This window comes from Neobacillus citreus, assembly GCF_018343545.2.
Classification (GTDB): Bacteria; Bacillota; Bacilli; order Bacillales; family Cytobacillaceae; genus Neobacillus; species Neobacillus citreus.
Genome location: NZ_JAGYPE020000038.1, coordinates 1 through 16,905, shown reverse-complemented (window position 1 = coordinate 16,905; position 16,905 = coordinate 1). Strand labels below are relative to the sequence as shown.

At 39.0% G+C, this 16,905-nt stretch carries 16 protein-coding genes; 11 read left to right on the top strand and 5 right to left on the bottom strand.

Annotated features, from left to right (window positions below; genetic code table 11):
- Positions 1-185: 185 nt before the first annotated feature.
- Positions 186-359 carry a hypothetical protein gene (locus KHB02_RS18655; protein WP_213145846.1) on the top strand — a complete coding sequence of 58 codons (174 nt, stop codon included), beginning with the start codon at positions 186-188 and terminating at the stop codon, positions 357-359.
- A 566-nt stretch (positions 360-925) separates the two neighbouring features.
- Here the strand turns inward: KHB02_RS18655 and KHB02_RS18650 are convergent.
- A complete protein-coding gene (locus tag KHB02_RS18650; RefSeq protein WP_213145847.1) occupies positions 926-1,723 on the bottom strand; it encodes an SDR family NAD(P)-dependent oxidoreductase in 798 nt (265 codons plus the stop codon).
- Between the two features lie 592 nt (positions 1,724-2,315).
- Between KHB02_RS18650 and KHB02_RS18645 the strand changes: the two genes are divergently transcribed.
- From KHB02_RS18645 to cshA, 3 genes are all read left to right on the top strand, one after another.
- Positions 2,316-2,585, top strand: coding sequence for an HU family DNA-binding protein (locus KHB02_RS18645; protein WP_213145848.1), 270 nt, complete (start codon positions 2,316-2,318; stop codon positions 2,583-2,585).
- Positions 2,586-2,731: 146 nt separating this feature from the next.
- A complete protein-coding gene (locus tag KHB02_RS18640) occupies positions 2,732-2,932 on the top strand; it encodes a cold-shock protein (RefSeq protein ID WP_213145849.1) in 201 nt (66 codons plus the stop codon).
- Positions 2,933-3,001: 69 nt separating this feature from the next.
- Positions 3,002-4,453 (top strand): degradosome RNA helicase CshA, encoded by a 1,452-nt coding sequence (cshA, locus tag KHB02_RS18635; RefSeq protein ID WP_213145850.1) that lies wholly within the window; start codon positions 3,002-3,004, stop codon positions 4,451-4,453.
- Between the two features lie 100 nt (positions 4,454-4,553).
- Here cshA and KHB02_RS18630 read toward each other — a convergent pair whose 3' ends face one another.
- The gene (locus KHB02_RS18630) at positions 4,554-6,527 is read right to left on the bottom strand and encodes a sigma-54-dependent Fis family transcriptional regulator (RefSeq protein ID WP_241113963.1); all 1,974 of its coding nucleotides are present in this window, start codon (positions 6,525-6,527) and stop codon (positions 4,554-4,556) included.
- A gap of 384 nt (positions 6,528-6,911) precedes the next feature.
- Between KHB02_RS18630 and KHB02_RS18625 the strand changes: the two genes are divergently transcribed.
- The 4 genes from KHB02_RS18625 to KHB02_RS18610 all read left to right on the top strand — a co-directional run bounded on the left by KHB02_RS18625 (position 6,912) and on the right by KHB02_RS18610 (position 12,280).
- Positions 6,912-7,814, top strand: coding sequence for an alpha/beta hydrolase (locus KHB02_RS18625; RefSeq protein WP_213145852.1), 903 nt, complete (start codon positions 6,912-6,914; stop codon positions 7,812-7,814).
- 31 nt (positions 7,815-7,845) lie between these two features.
- On the top strand, positions 7,846-9,474 hold the full coding sequence (locus KHB02_RS18620) for a flavin-containing monooxygenase (protein WP_213145853.1): 1,629 nt from the start codon (positions 7,846-7,848) through the stop codon (positions 9,472-9,474).
- Positions 9,475-9,638: 164 nt separating this feature from the next.
- On the top strand, positions 9,639-10,847 hold the full coding sequence (locus KHB02_RS18615; protein WP_213145854.1) for an iron-containing alcohol dehydrogenase family protein: 1,209 nt from the start codon (positions 9,639-9,641) through the stop codon (positions 10,845-10,847).
- Positions 10,847-12,280 (top strand): NAD-dependent succinate-semialdehyde dehydrogenase, encoded by a 1,434-nt coding sequence (locus KHB02_RS18610; protein WP_213145855.1) that lies wholly within the window; start codon positions 10,847-10,849, stop codon positions 12,278-12,280. Before KHB02_RS18615 ends, KHB02_RS18610 begins: the two co-directional genes overlap by 1 nt.
- A 159-nt stretch (positions 12,281-12,439) precedes the next feature.
- Here the strand turns inward: KHB02_RS18610 and KHB02_RS18605 are convergent, their stop codons facing one another.
- Both KHB02_RS18605 and KHB02_RS18600 read right to left on the bottom strand, forming a co-directional pair.
- Positions 12,440-12,658: a helix-turn-helix domain-containing protein gene (locus tag KHB02_RS18605; RefSeq protein WP_213145856.1), complete on the bottom strand. Its 219-nt coding sequence runs from the start codon at positions 12,656-12,658 to the stop codon at positions 12,440-12,442.
- A gap of 10 nt (positions 12,659-12,668) precedes the next feature.
- Positions 12,669-13,154: a DUF2975 domain-containing protein gene (locus tag KHB02_RS18600; RefSeq protein WP_213145857.1), complete on the bottom strand. Its 486-nt coding sequence runs from the start codon at positions 13,152-13,154 to the stop codon at positions 12,669-12,671.
- A gap of 450 nt (positions 13,155-13,604) precedes the next feature.
- On the opposite strand from KHB02_RS18600, the gene KHB02_RS18595 reads away from it, so the two are divergent.
- Positions 13,605-14,030: a hypothetical protein gene (locus KHB02_RS18595; RefSeq protein ID WP_213145858.1), complete on the top strand. Its 426-nt coding sequence runs from the start codon at positions 13,605-13,607 to the stop codon at positions 14,028-14,030.
- Between the two features lie 147 nt (positions 14,031-14,177).
- On the opposite strand, the gene KHB02_RS18590 is transcribed toward KHB02_RS18595, so the two are convergent.
- Complete coding sequence (locus tag KHB02_RS18590) at positions 14,178-14,918, bottom strand: hypothetical protein (RefSeq protein ID WP_213145859.1); 741 nt, start codon at positions 14,916-14,918, stop codon at positions 14,178-14,180.
- Between the two features lie 362 nt (positions 14,919-15,280).
- Here KHB02_RS18590 and KHB02_RS18585 point away from each other — a divergent pair, with 362 nt between their 5' ends.
- Positions 15,281-15,922 (top strand): YrrS family protein, encoded by a 642-nt coding sequence (locus tag KHB02_RS18585; RefSeq protein ID WP_213145860.1) that lies wholly within the window; start codon positions 15,281-15,283, stop codon positions 15,920-15,922.
- A 268-nt stretch (positions 15,923-16,190) separates the two neighbouring features.
- Positions 16,191-16,478 carry a hypothetical protein gene (locus tag KHB02_RS18580; protein WP_213145861.1) on the top strand — a complete coding sequence of 96 codons (288 nt, stop codon included), beginning with the start codon at positions 16,191-16,193 and terminating at the stop codon, positions 16,476-16,478.
- The last annotated feature ends 427 nt before the right edge of the window (positions 16,479-16,905 follow it).

Below are 16,905 nucleotides of genomic sequence, written 5' to 3'. Positions count from 1 at the left end.
TAAACCCCCGCACTTATTTTAGTTTAAACTTTTTACTTCGTTAGTTCCCATAGACTTTTTCCTCTTATTAATATTTAGATGTTAAGATTTATATCAAATTTACTTATTCTACCGATTTCATTTATATTCCTTCTTTAACAAACCTGGTTTAAGTGAAACCTCCACAATCTCCATGTGCAAGGGAATTGGACCAATGGACAGAGGAAAAATGGGAAGAGAATTATGAAAAACTATCTTTTGATGATGGTGGCTGGGTTCCGGCTGTTCCTAAAGCTAGAAGACGATGTCGGGTGGAGGGCTGCGATGGTATTCCTGAGCCTGATGAAAATTATTGTGATGAACATATTAGGGAATCTTAATTTCTTTAGTGGAGTGGAGGGAATACACTCTTTGTAGGTAGCATGGATGACTGCTCAAGCATAACAAGCTTTTTAAATAAAAAGCTCTGTTATAGCTTAATGTTGATTTCAATGTATTTGAAATAAACGTAAAAATTTCGTTTAAATTGGGAAATACCCTTATTTCCTTAAATATAAAGGAGGTTTTTCCGTTTATTTGATCCAAATCTTTGGATTTTGTCTAATTTTGAGCGGTTAATCGGAAATTCTCCGCTTATATCTGCTTCTTAATCTTCATCTATATACATTAGCCGGAAATTCTCCGCTTATTTCTGCTTCTTAATCTCCATCTATATACATTAGCCGGAAATCCTCCGCCTATCAATTCTTATGCCTACACGAAAATGAACAATGAATAATAACAGAGCCAAATAAAAAAGCGTAATATATGAGGCTCAGAGCATAAGACTCTGGGCCTTTAAATAGTTACATTCTCTTCTTCCCGCATTTCTTTAGTTACATAGAAATATTGATTAGCAGACGCTTTTTTGGGCTAATAGGAAGGGGATTGAAATGGAATTAAGAGTTCATCCTTTTTTACCCGGTGTTTTAATTTTTTTCAAAATAAGGTCGGTTGCTTTTTTTGGATGTAATCGATAAAGGAAGTCCATGATTTTTGCATCGTTTCCTGCTAATACTCGGTATTTATTGTTTTCCATCCCTTTAATAATGATCGCAGCTGCTTCGTTTGGACTGAGCATCTTATAGGAATGGTTGTAAGTTCCTTCGAATTCTATTTTCGCATTTTGGACTAGGTTGGTGTCGACTGCACCCGGAAAGACGATGGTTACGCCTACATTGGTATCTCTAAGCTCTAAATGCAGGCCTTCCGTTAACATCTTGACAGCTGCTTTTGAAGCGGAGTAAATCGATTGAAGCGGCACCGGAAGAAATCCACCCATGCTTGATACATTGGTAATGTGCGCTTCTGGTCGAATTAAAAGGTATGGTAAGAACGATTTGCACATATAGAGCGTTCCATAAAAGTTGACATCCATGACTTTTTGAATTTGATCATAATCAAGATCGTTAAGAGTTTTAAACTGTTGAAGAATTCCGGCATTATTAATGATTCCATCTATGCAGCCGTGAGACGCGATGATCTCTTCTGGAAGCTTTTCCACATCATCTCTGTTAGCTACATTAGCCGTGTGTATCGAAATCTTATCGCCGTATACTGTAGCTAATGACTTTATTTCCTCTAGCCCGTTTTTGTGAATGATGGCAGCGACTTTGGCTCCTTTTTCCAGGAGTTGGCGGACAAGCTCTCTCCCAATCCCACCACCAGCACCTGTTACGACAATCACTTTATTGAATACTTTCATCCTATTCCCCCATATTTTTGTTATGTAAAATTACCTATTCATCATATGTGAGTAAAGTGGATGAAATTCTTCTTTTATGTACAGCAGCCAAAGGTGTCCATTCATTTAGGATGCTCATTATATTACATTTAGCTATGAGTAAATAAAATCTAATTAGATTAAGCGTTACCATTTACAACCGTTTCTTTTGCATAAGTTTTCACACCAAATAACTTAAAGCATACTGGGGAAAAATTATTGACACAAAGAGAAAACTAATGATAAAATAAAAATTTTGATAAATAAGACAGAATGTGGTATCCTAATAAAGGTAACAAATATTGAATGATTAGTTTCTTAAGTTTGTTTTTCCATCGTTATCCAGTTGCTCATATTTTTAATGCGCCTCTTTATTTCCTCATAATCGATTATTTCTTATTTTTTCACCGCACAAATCGATATTTTCTGAATGAGTTAATTAAAGTAATTTTTAGAGTTTACAATCCTGATTCATACTGGCACGGTCAAGGAGCCGTAAGGATGAAAGAGAGGTAGGGCTTTCATTGTTTTAGGGTCAGGAAAGCAGTTTTTTGACAAATTGGAGGGATTACTTTTGAACATAACAAAATTAATAAATGAAGTTTCAGCAAAGTCAGAGCTGTCTAGGAAAGATGCAGAAATAGCTGTGGAGGCTGTATTCGATATAATCACACAATCACTAGTTAGCGGAGATTCTTTTGCGCTTTCAGGGTTTGGTAAATTTGAAGTTTGTCAACGTGAAGCCCGTACTCGTATCGACCCTAAAACGGGGGAAGAATCGATCATTCAAGCTGGCAAAGTTCCGGTTTTCCGGGCAAGTAAGTCATTAATACAGCAAATATAGGTTTAAGGGTTATCCCAATTTATGATGTGTGCCATGTTGTTACGAAAATCAGCATCGGTCTGTGGCTTCATATTAAATAAACTGAATAAACTTTCATTCATCTAGGTAATAATATAATCATATTTACACAATAGGAGGCAGCAATATTGGAAAAAGGTAAAGTAAAATGGTTTAACAGCGAAAAAGGTTTTGGATTCATCGAACGTGAAGGTGGAGAAGACGTATTCGTTCATTTTTCAGCTATCCAAGGTGAAGGCTATAAATCATTAGAAGAAGGTCAAGAAGTTACATTTGACGTAGAGCAAGGTCAACGTGGACCACAAGCTTCAAACGTTCACAAAGCTTAATAATAAGAAGAACGAATAAATAACAGCCTCTTCATGAGTCTGTTATTTATTTTTCAAAGGAGTTTTGATATGACAACATTTCATGAAATGGGTATTCGTGAGCCCATTCAAAGAGCGATTACAGATATGGGATTCGAAGAAGCATCTCCTATTCAAGAGAAAGCCATTCCCATAGCTTTGACGGGTAAGGACATTATTGGACAAGCGCAAACAGGTACCGGAAAGACGGCTGCCTTCGCCATACCGATCTTGGAGAAAGTGGATACGAGTAAAAAATATGTTCAGGCGATTGCCATTGCACCTACAAGAGAATTAGCTATTCAGGTTTCAGAAGAGATCAATCGACTGGCGAAATACATGGGCATAACCTCTCTCCCAATTTATGGAGGGCAGTCGATAGATCGCCAAATTAAGGCATTAAAGAAGGGACCCCACATTATTACGGGAACGCCCGGAAGACTTTTGGACCATATTCAACGGAAGACGTTAAAGTTAGACCGTATCTCTATGGTGGTATTGGATGAAGCTGATGAAATGTTAGATATGGGCTTTCTTGAGGATATCGAACGAATTCTAAAAGAGACCCCTGAAGAAAAACAAACCTTGCTGTTCTCCGCAACCATGCCAAAACCGATTCAAAATCTTGCGGAAAGGTTTATGAGGGATCCAGAGCTTATAAAGATGAAAGCCAAGGAAGTTACCGCTCCAACTGTTAAGCAAATTTATTATGAGGTTAATGAACGGGATAAATTTGATGTTCTTTGCCGTCTGCTAGACGTGGATAACCCTGAATTAGCGGTTATTTTTGGAAGAACAAAAAGACGCGTGGATGAATTAAGTGATGCATTGAATAAAAGAGGATATCTTGCTGATGGATTGCACGGTGATTTAAATCAACGACAACGAGATGTTGTGATGAATAAATTTCGTGAGGGTAACATTGATATATTAGTTGCGACCGATGTGGCTGCGAGGGGAATTGATGTTTCAGGGGTTACCCACGTCTACAATTTTGACATTCCTCAAGACCCGGAAAGTTATGTTCACCGAATCGGCAGAACGGGGAGAGCTGGGAAGACGGGGTTAGCTATCACATTTGCTACACCGAGGGAAACTGGACAAATTCGCAGTATTGAAAAAGCTTCTAAAGGACATATCCAGCGCAAATCAATACCGACGGTAGCAGAGGCAAGGGAGTCAATACAGCAAGCCGCAGTAGAAAAGATGATTCAATTGGTTGAAGAGGAGCAGTACACGCAGTTTAAACGCGCAGCAGGCGAATTACTCGATCAGTACGATTCTATCGCGTTAGTTTCAGTTGCCTTGAAATTGTTGTCAAAGGAACAGAGTGATGTTCCTGTTCAGTTAACTTCCGAGACACCCCGATATGCCAGTAAGCCTAAAACAAAAGTCCAAGAGAAATCAAGGAAAAACTCTAAAGGGAATATGGAATTTAGGGGGAAAGGGGGAAATAGCAATCGTAAGAAAACTTCCATATCCTCTCGAAAAAAGAAAGCATAATTAAAAACTGCACCTCCAGTTGTTAGTTGTGTCTACCAATTGGAGGTGCAGTTTAATATATAGTGTGTTTCGGGGTAATATATGAAGAATTTTCAGTAAGTTACTTTAAGAATTTTATATCATACCCCATCCTGTTTAATTTTCGATAAACTGTACTGCGGCTCATGTTTAATTCCTTGGCCGCTTCTGATACGTTCATGTTTGATTGCTTTAATGCTGATAGGATCCAATCTAACTCCGCCTGGTTTACCGGGTTCATTTGAGTCGGCTCTTTGAGTTGTTTCTGTTGCGGCTTAATATCTCTTGGAAGATTCATTGGGGTAATAACCCCATTTTCTGAAAATGTGACGGCATATTCTATAACATTCTCTAACTCGCGAATATTGCCCGGCCAAGAGTAATTTTCTAAATATTCCATCGCTTCAACTGTTATTTGATAAGGGCCTTTGCGATTTTTAAGCGTCAGTTTCCGGACAAAATACTCGGCCAACAGAGGAATATCTTCAGCTCGTTGTTGCAGGGAAGGGAGTTCTATCGGAATAACATTAAGCCGATAATATAGATCCTTTCGGAATTTCCCTAGCTGGATTTCTTCGCTAAAATTTTTATTTGTGGCAGCGATAATTCTTACATCGATTGGAATACGGGTTTTGTCTCCAATTCGGATGATTTCCTGTTCTTGAATAACGCGCAATAACTGAACCTGTGCTTCTAGCGGCATATCGCCGATCTCGTCTAAAAAAAGGGTGCCCTTGTTTGCCAATTCGAACTTTCCAATGCTGCCTTTCGGATTGGCACCTGTAAATGCCCCGGCTACGTATCCAAACAACTCGCTTGGCAATAAATCCTTCGGGATTGCAGCACAGTTTAAAGCAATAAAAGGATAATCAGACCTGCTGCTGGCCTGGTGGATTGCGTTGGCAATCAATTCTTTCCCAGTACCACTGTCACCGGTTATCAACACATTTGAATCACCTGAAGCCGCAATTTTAGCTGTATGTAGAACACTTTTAAAAGCTTCCGATTTTCCTATTAAGTTTTGAAAAGAGTATTTTGCATGAAAATTTTGTTTACCAATCGGTTGGCTGCTCTTTATTTTTTTCTCCATAATAGCAATCAGACCAAGAAATTGATAATGCCAACATATTTTTTTAAACTTGACCTGAAATAGACTGCCTTGAAGTATTACTTCCTCTTCCCATTCCGTTTTCTCTGATTGGTGGTTGTTTTCTATTATCCTGCCTATTATAGAATCTAATTGATCAACTGGTAATTCGCTGCTGGCCTTTAGAATGCTGCCGTTCCTATTACATAAAATAACCGTCTGATGTTTCCATTTGCTGATGGCTTCAATATAAACAGATTGCATCAATTCGTAGGCTTGGTAATTGCTGCGAAAGAAAATCCTTTCTATTTGATTGGCGATTTCTATCGTTTTCATCATACTAAGTGGGTTGAAATTGGGAGCAGTGGTAGAAAGATTGATAACCCCAATCAGCTCGTTTGTAAGCGGATTCATAATAGGGGCGGAGGAACAAACCCAATCATGACAGCCATGTGCGAAATGTTCAGATGAAAATATTTGGACAGGCTGTTGTAATAGAATGGAGGTACCAATAGCATTCGTGCCAGCCCATCGCTCTGACCACTGGGCGCCATTGTTTACGTTCGATATATTCCCTAATTTTCTAAGCAGGGAACAATCTCCGTAGCAATCTAAAATCGTACCATCAGCATCACAAAAAAGAATCGCATGTCTTGTAAAGGACAGTTCTTCTGTTGCTTTTTTAAGGACTGGTTGAGCCAAATGATAGAAATTATTTTTTACTCTTGCTTCTTTAAGCTGTTCATTCGATATATTTTTTACCGAACCCGGAATAAGCGGATGGAGGTCTTCATACTGCTTACAACGGTTCCAAGATTGTATGATAACATCTCTCGTTTCAGTTAATTCTCCATGCTGCTGCTCCTGTATTTTCTGCTTGAAAAAAAATCGTTCCCACGTTTGATAATTTTTTTCCCTTAAAAGAAAAATATTATCCTTAATCGGTTTATAGACTGAAGGAGGCACCATCGACAATCTACTACTCACCCTTTCAGTAGTAATATTCTAAAAATACATAATTTTCACAATTTTATTGTCGCACCAAAATAGTGAAAAGTCAATTATCTAATAGAGTTTAGGAGTATTGATTCAGTTTGAAAAGTTGATTTGGACACTTCTGTAGCAAAAGTAGGAATCACTGTCGCAATTTTGAGAAACGGAGAAAGTATAACGGTTCGCACTATGGTTTTAGGAAATTATTGTCCTAAATTTGCAACAAAATCGGGAGAGGAAAGTAACCAAAAGTTGAAAAGACGGACTAAATAAGTTGGCACGATAGTTGCAATATAGGATAGTAATCACCCTAAGTTAAAGGTGAAAAATAAAAAACAGTTTAAGAGAGGAGAATGAAATATGCAAACTAAGCAAGCAGATTTTTTAAGAGAGCTGTACAAGGAATGGAGCGATCGGATGGCGGCCAATCCAAATATGACGTTGGCGGATATGCGCAGTCTTTTTGATGAATGGGAAAAAGCCACACTTGAGCCCGAGGATGTAACGTATAAAACAGATACAATCGGTGGCGTCAACACTGTCTGGGCTTATCCGGTAGGGTGCAATAAATCGAAGGTTCTCCTTTACACTCATGGTGGCGGTTTCGCTGTCGGGTCATCATCCAGCCATCGTAAAGTGGCGGGACATGTGGCAAAAGCGCTCGGAGTATCTGCTTTGGTAATAGATTACCGAAGGTCCCCTGAGTATCCGTTCCCAGCACAATTAGAGGATGCTGTTGCAGTCTATAAAGCATTGCTTCAATCAGGCATTAAGGCCAAGGATATTTCGACTATTGGCGATTCCGCCGGCGGGAACCTGGCTGTTACATCTGTTCTGAAGTTTCGTGAATTGGGCTTGGAACTGCCTGGCTGCGTCATTGCCTTTTCGCCGTGGCTGAATATGGAGCTGACCGGTTCTACTCTCAAGACCAATGCTGAGACGGATGCACTAATCACGCCTGAAATTCTACAAGGAATGATCGGAATGTTTATCGGTGAAGACGATTCAAAAACCCGTCATCCATTGGTTAACCCGCTTTACGCTGACTTCAAAGTTTATCCGCCGCTTTATATCAATGCAGGCGGTGCGGAAGCATTACTGGATGATTCTGTTCGACTGCATGAGCGAGCAAAAGAGATGGGAGTCCAGTCAACCCTTTCAGTAGTAGACGGCATGCAGCATGTCTTCCCATTCCTGGCCGGACGGGCAAAGGAAGCGGATGAAGAGATTAAGAGAATTGCTGATTGGTATCAGGCGCTTTAAATATAGTTCAACTAATGAGAGGAGAACGATTATGACTTACCATAAAAATGACAGCGTTACCAATGTGCCTGAATTTGATGCGGTAGTTGTCGGTGCTGGATTTGCCGGATTGTATGCAGTTCACAAGCTAAGAAATGAATTGGGCCTGCATGTACGGGGCTATGAAAAAGGCACTGGAGTCGGTGGAACCTGGTACTGGAACCGTTATCCTGGAGCACTTTCAGATACACGAAGCTTTGTTTACCGATATTCCTTTGATAAAGCTCTCCTTCAGGACTGGACTTGGAAAAATACCTATTTGACTCAACCGGAAATTCTTGAGTATTTGGAGCATGTTGCCGACCGGTTTGACATCAGACAAAGCTTTCAATTTTCCACTAAAGTAACAGCAGCCCATTTCAACGAGGAAACAAACCTGTGGGAAATTGTGACCGACAGGGGGGATAAAGTCAGGGCTAAGTTCATCGTAAATGGTCTTGGTTTGCTCTCGGCTACAAACGTACCTAATTTCAAGGGCAGAGAGACCTTTAAGGGTGAGCAATATCATACGGGGGCCTGGCCAGCTGGCGTTGACCTTAATGGAAAACGAGTGGGTGTAATCGGAACAGGTTCAACAGGGGTTCAGACCATCACAGCCATCGCCCCGGAGGTTGGGCATCTAACCGTATTTCAGCGGTCACCACAGTATAGTGTGCCGGTCGGGCTGCGTCCTCAGTCAGAAGAAGAGATTACTGAAATCAAGAAAAATTACGATGAGATTTGGAAGCAGGTTAAATCCTCAGCCGTGGCATTTGGCTTTGAAGAGTCCAACATCTCTGCTGTTACCGTTTCTAAAGAAGAACAGGAACGTGTCTTTGAAGCGGCATGGAATGAAGGGGGCGGTTTCTATTTCATGTTTGGAACCTTCAACGATATAGCTATCAATCCTGAAGCCAATGAAGCAGCCGCTAATTTTATCCGTAAGAAGATTCACGAAATTGTCAAAGACCCGAAAACAGCCAGAAAGCTGACACCTACTGACTATTATGCGAAACGTCCGCTTTGTGACAATGGGTATTACCAAACCTTTAACCGCGACAATGTTTCACTTGTTGATGTAAAGGAAAATCTGATTGTAGAAATTACACCAAAAGGGGTCCGTACTACTGACGGTGAGTATGAGCTTGATGTGATTATCTATGCAACCGGTTTCGATGCGGTTGAGGGCAACTATGTCAAAATCGATTTGCGGGGCCGCGGAGGTGTTTCCATTAATGAAAAGTGGGCAGATGGACCGACAGGGTATCTTGGCATGACAAATACTGATTTTCCAAATATGTTCATGGTCCTAGGTCCGAACGGTCCATTCACCAATTTGACACCAAGTATTGAGACCCAGGTAGAATGGATCTCAGATACAGTCAAGTACATGATGGAAAATAACATGACGACCATCGAACCGACACAGGAAGCCGAAAACGAATGGCTTGCATTATGCAAATCGATGGCAGAAGCTACACTGTTTTCAAAGATAGAATCGTGGATATTTGGAGCGAATATCCCAGGCAAGAAAAATGCGGTCCGATTCTATGTCGGCGGCCTAGGAAACTACCGCAGCTTCATAAAAGAGGCTGGATATAAAGGTTTTGCTTTCGACCGTGCGGCAGTAAAAAAGAAATAAAATAACGCAGATACCGAGGAAGAGACGAACCAAACGGATTCGTATCATCCCTTGTTTCTATTTCAACAGGAGCAGGATTCGCACAATTTAAGATGATGTTTTGATTCCTGAAAAGATTGAAGGAAACTTTAATCAAAAGCTAGTTTAATAGGAGGGATCTTTCTTTGTTTTTAAGTCAACAATCCTTCAATTCCGCCTTGCCGACCCTTGTTATTTTTGGAGTTAACAGCTTGGAGGCTCACTTGGCATCTAAGATTAAAGAATGTAAGAAGTCAAAGGTTTTTATTGCGACTGATCAGGGGCTTGTTAAAGCCGGCATTCCACATAAAATTTATGCCATTTTAAAGAGAGACGGAATTGAATCTATCATTTTTTCCGAAGTGGAGCCCAATCCACATGCGGAAACCGTCATGAAAGGATCAGAGTTATATAAGGCTGAAGGCTGTGATATGATTCTTGCCATCGGTGGTGGAAGCGCGATGGATTTTGCCAAAGCGGTTGGTGTAGCGGTCAGTCACCCAGGGCATATCCTTGATTACCGGCGTGGCGAAAAGCCGGTTGTCAATGAAATTCCCACGTTATTTGCGATTCCAACAACGGTCGGAACCGGTTCTGAGGTAACAACTGTATCGGTCATTACCGACCATAAGGCAGGAAGGAAATATGTAATCGCGGCACCGACCTTGGCACCAAAAATTGCCATTGTGGACCCATTATTAACGGCCTCGCTGCCGCGTCAGATAGTTGCCACAACAGGAATTGATGCTTTAGTTCATGCGGTTGAAGCCTATGTATCCATACGCGCCACTCCCATCACAGATGGATTGGCGATACGGGCAATCAAAATGTTGAAGGAGCACTTGCCTGCTGCCTATGCCCATCCAGACAACCTTGAGGCAAGGTCACAAGTCCACTTAGCAAGCACAATTGCCGGGATGGCTTTCGGTCTGGGCGGATTGGGCATCGTTCACTCTTGTTCCCACCCGATGTCAGCGGTCTACCATGTACCACATGGCTTGGCCAATGCCATTCTATTACCAAGTGTAGTTGAGTACAACTTAATCGCCAACTATAAAAAGTATGCGGAAATTGCGAGAGTTATCGATTTTTCCTTAATCTCAGTTGATGATCGGAATGCTGCTAAAAGCTTGGCAGGTATACTCCGTGATTTTAATCAGTCACTAGATATTCCAAGTGATTTCAATTATCTAGGCATCCAGTTTACAGAGGATATGGTAGATCGCTTGGCAAATGATGCGATGGATGATAAAGGAACCATCCCTAATAATCCCCGTAAGGCTGAGAAGGAAGATATTATCAAGATTTATAAAAGAGTTTTACCACTATATCAGCAGGAGGCTACGTTTGTATAATGTATATTAATGGAAAATGGATAGAAACCGAACGTGTATTAAAGGTGACCAATCCCGCCAATGGTGAACTGGTCGATACAGTCTATTTAGTTGGCAGGGAAGAGACTGAAAGGGCGATTGAGGCGGCTAAACATGCTTTTCCATCATGGTCCGCTTTAACCGGAGAACAGCGCGGTGCATACTTGCATAAAGTAGTAGATTTATTGGAAAAGAAGCAAGAGCAGCTGGCTCAAACGATCACGAAAGAAATGGGGAAAGCTATCCATAATGCCCGATATGAGGTGGGCAGTACGATTGCCTTTTTTAAATGGTATGCGGAAGAAGCCCGACGTGTATATGGCGATATTGTCCCGGCATCTGCGCCAAATAAAAGAATTTCTGTTTTAAAACAACCAATTGGCGTTGTCGGTGCCATTACACCTTGGAATTTCCCGTTATCAATGGGTGCCAGAAAACTAGGCCCCGCATTAGCGGTAGGGTGCACCGTCGTGTTCCGCCCATCCCGAGAGGCGCCGTTATCAACTCTTGAGCTATTTAGAATATTTGATGAAGCCGGATTGCCCGAGGGTGTTGTCAATCTTGTCATTGGGGACTCCTCTGAAGTAGTCGGAGCACTAATGGAGAGCGAGGTTGTCCGGAAAATTTCATTTACAGGTTCTACTGAAGTTGGAAAGAAGCTGATTCGTCAATCCGCTGACACAGTAAAACGCGTTTCTATGGAGCTTGGCGGGCATGCACCGTTTATCGTTTTTGAGGACGCGGACATTGACCTGGCTATTGAAGGTACCATCAGCAGTAAATTCGCCTCAGGCGGGCAGCAATGTGTTTGTGCGAACCGCATATACGTTCATGATTCGATTTATGAAGAATTTTCCAGGCGTTTTGCGGACAAGGTTTCCTCCATGGTAGTCGGTAATGGCTTAGATGAAAAAACTCAAATTGGACCACTGGTTAATCAGAATGCTGTAAATAAGTCTTATGAACATGTGACTGACGCCGTTCATAAGGGAGCTGCCATTCTTTGCGGCGGAAAGCCATTAACGGACGGTGAATTTAAAAACGGTTATTACTTTTCACCGACAGTGTTGGTCGATGTTAATGATGAAATGAAAATCACTTATGAAGAAACCTTTGGACCTGTTGCTCCAATCATCCGCTTTAGTACAGAAGAAGAAGTCATTCAAAAAGCTAATAATACCGAATACGGCTTGGCATCTTATTTTTATACAAATGATCTTTCAAGGACACACCGTGTGTCGGAGAGGCTGGAATATGGCATGGTAGGTGTTAACGACCCAGCTCCTTTCGTTGTTCAGGCTCCATTTGGCGGCGTCAAGGAAAGCGGACTAGGAAGAGAAGGCGGGAAGTACGGGTTAGAAGACTATCTTGAAACAAAGTTAGTTTCAGTGGCAATACGGAAGAGCAGTAATTAAAAATACGTTAGATGCTTTCCCAATAGAAGGTTGAATACCAATGCAATTCTCAATGGAAATTCCTAAGTAAATAATATCAATAAAGTAAAGAAGGGATAGCTTAATCGCTATCCCTTAAATTCTCTATCGACTCCAGTTAAATAAATTTGTTGTTTGTTTTTATCGAATGTCTTCGTCGCTTTTGTACTCCAAAATATCACCTGGCTGACAATCCAAAGTCTTACATATCGCTTCTAATGTTGAAAAGCGAACCGCTTTTGCTTTCCCATTTTTCAGAATGGAAAGATTCGCCATCGTAATTCCAACCCTCTCCGAAAGCTCCGTTACGCTCATTTTTCGTTTTGCTAACATCACATCAATATTAATAATAATTGCCATATCAAACACCTCAGATTGTCAAATCATTTTCTGATTTTATGTTAATCGCCTCTTGTAGAAGCCGTTGGAGGATAGCCGCAAAAACGGCGATAACCAACGAAGCAAAAATGATGAATATTCCCAGGAATCCAATAGGAGGGTCAACTTTCTTCGCTATAAAATGAAAGAGTGGCAAACCTAATACATACAAAACACTGATTGTAATCGCACAGTACTTTATGTTCCTTAACGCCTTTACAGATAATTCCGAGAACGCTGTGTTCTTGTCAATGTACCGTAAAAGATTGAAAGCCTGATAGAGAGCAAAGTAAAAAGGCACAGCTGCTCCATACATCACGATGAAAACGAGATATTTCATTGGGGCAATATTTGGAAACATTTTTGCTGCGAAATGCGCCATAGGGGGCACTAAAAATATGCATAAAGCAAGAACTGCAATTCCAGCCAGAAAAATAATTACCTTTAAGAAAGTGGTTGAACCTCGTTTAACCTTCATTTAAAACACCTCACTTATTTAATGACAACATGATTTTATCATGTGGCTTATCGTTTTACAATAAATTAATATTGTTTTTTATTATATTATTGTTGTATTGAAATATCCTTTTATTTTTACAAAAATAAAAAGCATTTCTCGTTACAAAGAAATTCTCTTACTTTTAAAACGTGAATTCATGTCTGAATTCACGTTAAAAATGTATTGTGAAATTTTTTTGAACCTCAAAAGAGAACCCGTTAACATGAAGAACGGTCTTTTTTTTATGTACCTTATTAATAAAAGGGAGTATAGTCCATAACAAAAATTATGAAAAATGACTCTTGTTACATTATGCAGGCGTATTATATTGTTAAAACAACTTCAACATGCCAATTTAATATTTGCTTTGTTTATTAATTACGAAGACTAATAGAGTTGAAAATGTTTTTTTAGGAAAGGAAAAATCATATGCTTTATATGTGGGATATTGAGAAGATCATTACAAATACATTAAAAGAGCTTAAACTAAAAATAAATGTTGAATTCACCAACAAACTCGCTGCACCAATGAGTTATAACGTATCCACAAATACGATAAAGTTTAACTACCTACAAATTAACGGATATAACGCTAAAATTAACTTTAAAGTTAGAGAATCAGATGAAAACTTTACGAAAATTATTCTTTATCATCAGCTAGGTTATTATTTGGAATTCAGGAAAAATCCTCGAGTTTTAAAGACTCTCTATTATGGAAAAGAAGAAGATAAGAAACAGCTTTTAGCAGAAGTCGAAGAAAATGCTTGGGAACATGGAAGAACACTCGTACCGGTACATCTATTAAAAGCATATGATCAAGTACGTGAATTGGATAAACAACTGTTAAAGGTGTGAAAAATTGATTCTATTATAAAAATACTTAATAAGGTTGTTTTTGACTAAACATATGTTTACATATTTGAAATTTTTAATAAGCCGAAAATATACAAGTGTTTTAAACAAATGTATATTTTCGGCCTATTTTCATTCAAAACATCTCAATTAAGCTGATTGCTTTATGTTTCTTTTTATTCTATCTTCTTCTTTTTTAGATGATTTAGGCATTCTAAATAATAATATCAATCCGGCATTAATCATAAGAGTCCATACAAGTGCGTATTTATTACCACTAAAATATACCCCAGAGACAGGTATCACTAGTAACAATATGCTTTTTACATAATAATTTAGTTTAGGATTTATGACCATTAATAACGAAATAATAACAAGCACTGAAGCTATGGTGTTAACACCCAAAAAAGAAAGATTCGTATAATTTACATAGATGTAATACGCAAATGATCCTACTATTGCAAATAGGGAGAGATACAACCTTATCAATGAATTTTTAAAAAACAGAACCAAAATGGCAATAAAATTAATTCCTGCACACATTCCAACTACAGATAATGTATGCGGAAAATTACTAATAGGATCTTTCATAAAGTTCAGAATGAAGTTGATGTCGAAAAAAACGGCCGCTATAACAAAAATCTTAAAGACTAGTTTTATCCAAAACATCTTTACTTTCTTTTTCTTATTTGACGAAAAGAACTTGAATATCGAGGATACTCCCGCAAAGCCATTATCATCGGCTTTTTTGTTCTTCCCCATAGACAATTTATTATGTTCCTTTTTTTCTCGTTCTCTTTTGACAGCTTGCCTCGTCGGGTAATCTCTTTCTATATTTTCTTCTACATTCTCTTTTTCTACTTGTTGATCTGACTGTGAATCATAATCCAATGAAAATCACCTCAAGTATTTTTTTTCATTATATCTTATTTTGATATAATAATTAATTTCGAAGCTCTTTTAAAGCAGAGGAGCTTGGAATTACTCCAATTGTTTTAAATGGGGGGTGGAGGCTCCCATTAGGATTGGATAGAATCATAGTACTTAAAAGTTAGGAAACAATAAAGTTGAAATGTGACTGGTAACGAAAAAGGGGCATAAAGTTGCTTTCCGAAATAGTTAAAAAGCTTCATGAAAGGTATTAGAAAATAGAGAAAAGGTACCAAAATGTGGAATAGGGTGATAGAATACTTCAAGTTATTCCCCACACATGGTAGAATGTTGAGAGTCTCAGTTTTGGGAGAGTGGTTATTTTGAAAAATTTTCTAGACAACTCACGTGCAACGCACAGAGCAAAGAGGAAAAAAATCAATATCATTTTAAACGGATCAATTGTAATTGTCCTTATACTTATTGCATTTGTATCTTATTCGATTTTTTCGGGAGGAGATGACAAGGCAGCATCTCAAAAAAGTGTTCAAGCTTCAGCCGAAAAACAATCAGTTCAAAATATAAAGAAGGATGAGCCAGCTGAGAAAAAGAGTTCATCAAGTAATCAAGCAAATGACGACTCATCGTCTGAAGATCAAACTCAAAGTGATCAAACGAATAGTGATCCAGCAGCAGGCAATGCATCCTCATCTTCTTCGGATAGTTCACAGGTAAGTTCACCAACATCACCTGCACCGGAAACACCGGCACAAACGGATCAGCAGCATGTTACAAACTATGATTCAAGTTCTCAGGATTGGCAGCAGATGCTGCAGACAATCTCTTCTGCTACTGGAATAGATCAAAGCAATATGACTGTATGGTTTTTAGGGAGCGACAAAAGCAACCCAGGCGGCTCAGTCGGGACGATATCAGCAAAAGCACAAGGTTCGCCAAAATATCGTGTGTATCTCCAATGGAATGGCTCTGGCTATCAAGCAACAAAAGTTGAACCAGCTTCGTAAAAAGAAAAAGGGATGTACCAAAGAATGTCCTAAGGCTGTCTAGAAACATTAGACAGCCTTTTGTTTCGCTTTGAAAGAAACTTGATATTTTATAACGATATAGAATCAACTGACCTAATTTCTATTGGATGGAATTATTAATAGAAGAATATAAGGTGAGAGGATTGAAAAATTACTTAAAATTTATTGCCGGAAATGCAAAAAGTCTAAAGGATATTTACCAAAAATTCAGAATATAATATACAAAAGGATATAAGAAGGGGTATATTTGAGACGAATAGCTGATTTAATGTGGGAAGGTTTTACTTTAAAACAGATTTTCCATAAAAAAATAGTTATACCGTATCTTCTGTTTTTATGTTTTATTATTTTATTTGAAGTATATTTGATTATTTTTCTATTTACATCACTTCAATTAGTTGCCCCAATTGGTTATAAGGCTACTTTCTATTTTTACGGTATTGTTTTATTTTTAATTTTCCTCTTTGGTTATTCAATAATGGTACTTATTGAAACAGTTAAGGGAATTAGGAGAAAAAAAGGTTTGCTTATATAACCAACCAATAATGAGGTTGGTTTTTTTGTTTTACAGTAGCTGAAATTGGTTGAAGAGTTCCATTTTCGTGTTTATTTCCTATAAAACTAATAGTATACAAACGCGTAACCATTGAAGAGCAAGTAGCCCATGCAGAAAGCGTTTATTTCCATATCAAGTTAGTAAACGATTTATTAATTGGATTTATCGGGATATTAACACTTAGAAAAATAGCTTGTCCGGACACATACAGCCTTTCGATGCGCTAAAACTAATGAAAAAATAAACGGTCCGTTCTCATGTAGCCTTCATAACGCCCGAACGGGATGGAAAGCAAGAGGCTCAGTCGTTATAAAAGGTTCATAACACCTGAACGGCGAGGAAAGAGAGAGCCCCAGTCGTTATAAAAGGTTCATAACACCCGAACGGTTAGAAAAGCAAGAGCCTC

Bases quoted from the DNA above. Each gene is read 5' to 3' on its own strand.
- KHB02_RS18650 (WP_213145847.1), bottom strand. From the start codon at position 1,723: ATGAAAGTATTCAATAAAGTGATTGTCGTAACAGGTGCTGGTGGTGGG.
- cshA (WP_213145850.1), top strand. From the start codon at position 3,002: ATGACAACATTTCATGAAATGGGTATTCGTGAGCCCATTCAAAGAGCG.
- KHB02_RS18630 (WP_241113963.1), bottom strand. From the start codon at position 6,527: ATGGTGCCTCCTTCAGTCTATAAACCGATTAAGGATAATATTTTTCTT.
- KHB02_RS18625 (WP_213145852.1), top strand. From the start codon at position 6,912: ATGCAAACTAAGCAAGCAGATTTTTTAAGAGAGCTGTACAAGGAATGG.
- KHB02_RS18620 (WP_213145853.1), top strand. From the start codon at position 7,846: ATGACTTACCATAAAAATGACAGCGTTACCAATGTGCCTGAATTTGAT.
- KHB02_RS18610 (WP_213145855.1), top strand. From the start codon at position 10,847: ATGTATATTAATGGAAAATGGATAGAAACCGAACGTGTATTAAAGGTG.
- KHB02_RS18605 (WP_213145856.1), bottom strand. From the start codon at position 12,658: ATGGCAATTATTATTAATATTGATGTGATGTTAGCAAAACGAAAAATG.
- KHB02_RS18600 (WP_213145857.1), bottom strand. From the start codon at position 13,154: ATGAAGGTTAAACGAGGTTCAACCACTTTCTTAAAGGTAATTATTTTT.
- KHB02_RS18595 (WP_213145858.1), top strand. From the start codon at position 13,605: ATGCTTTATATGTGGGATATTGAGAAGATCATTACAAATACATTAAAA.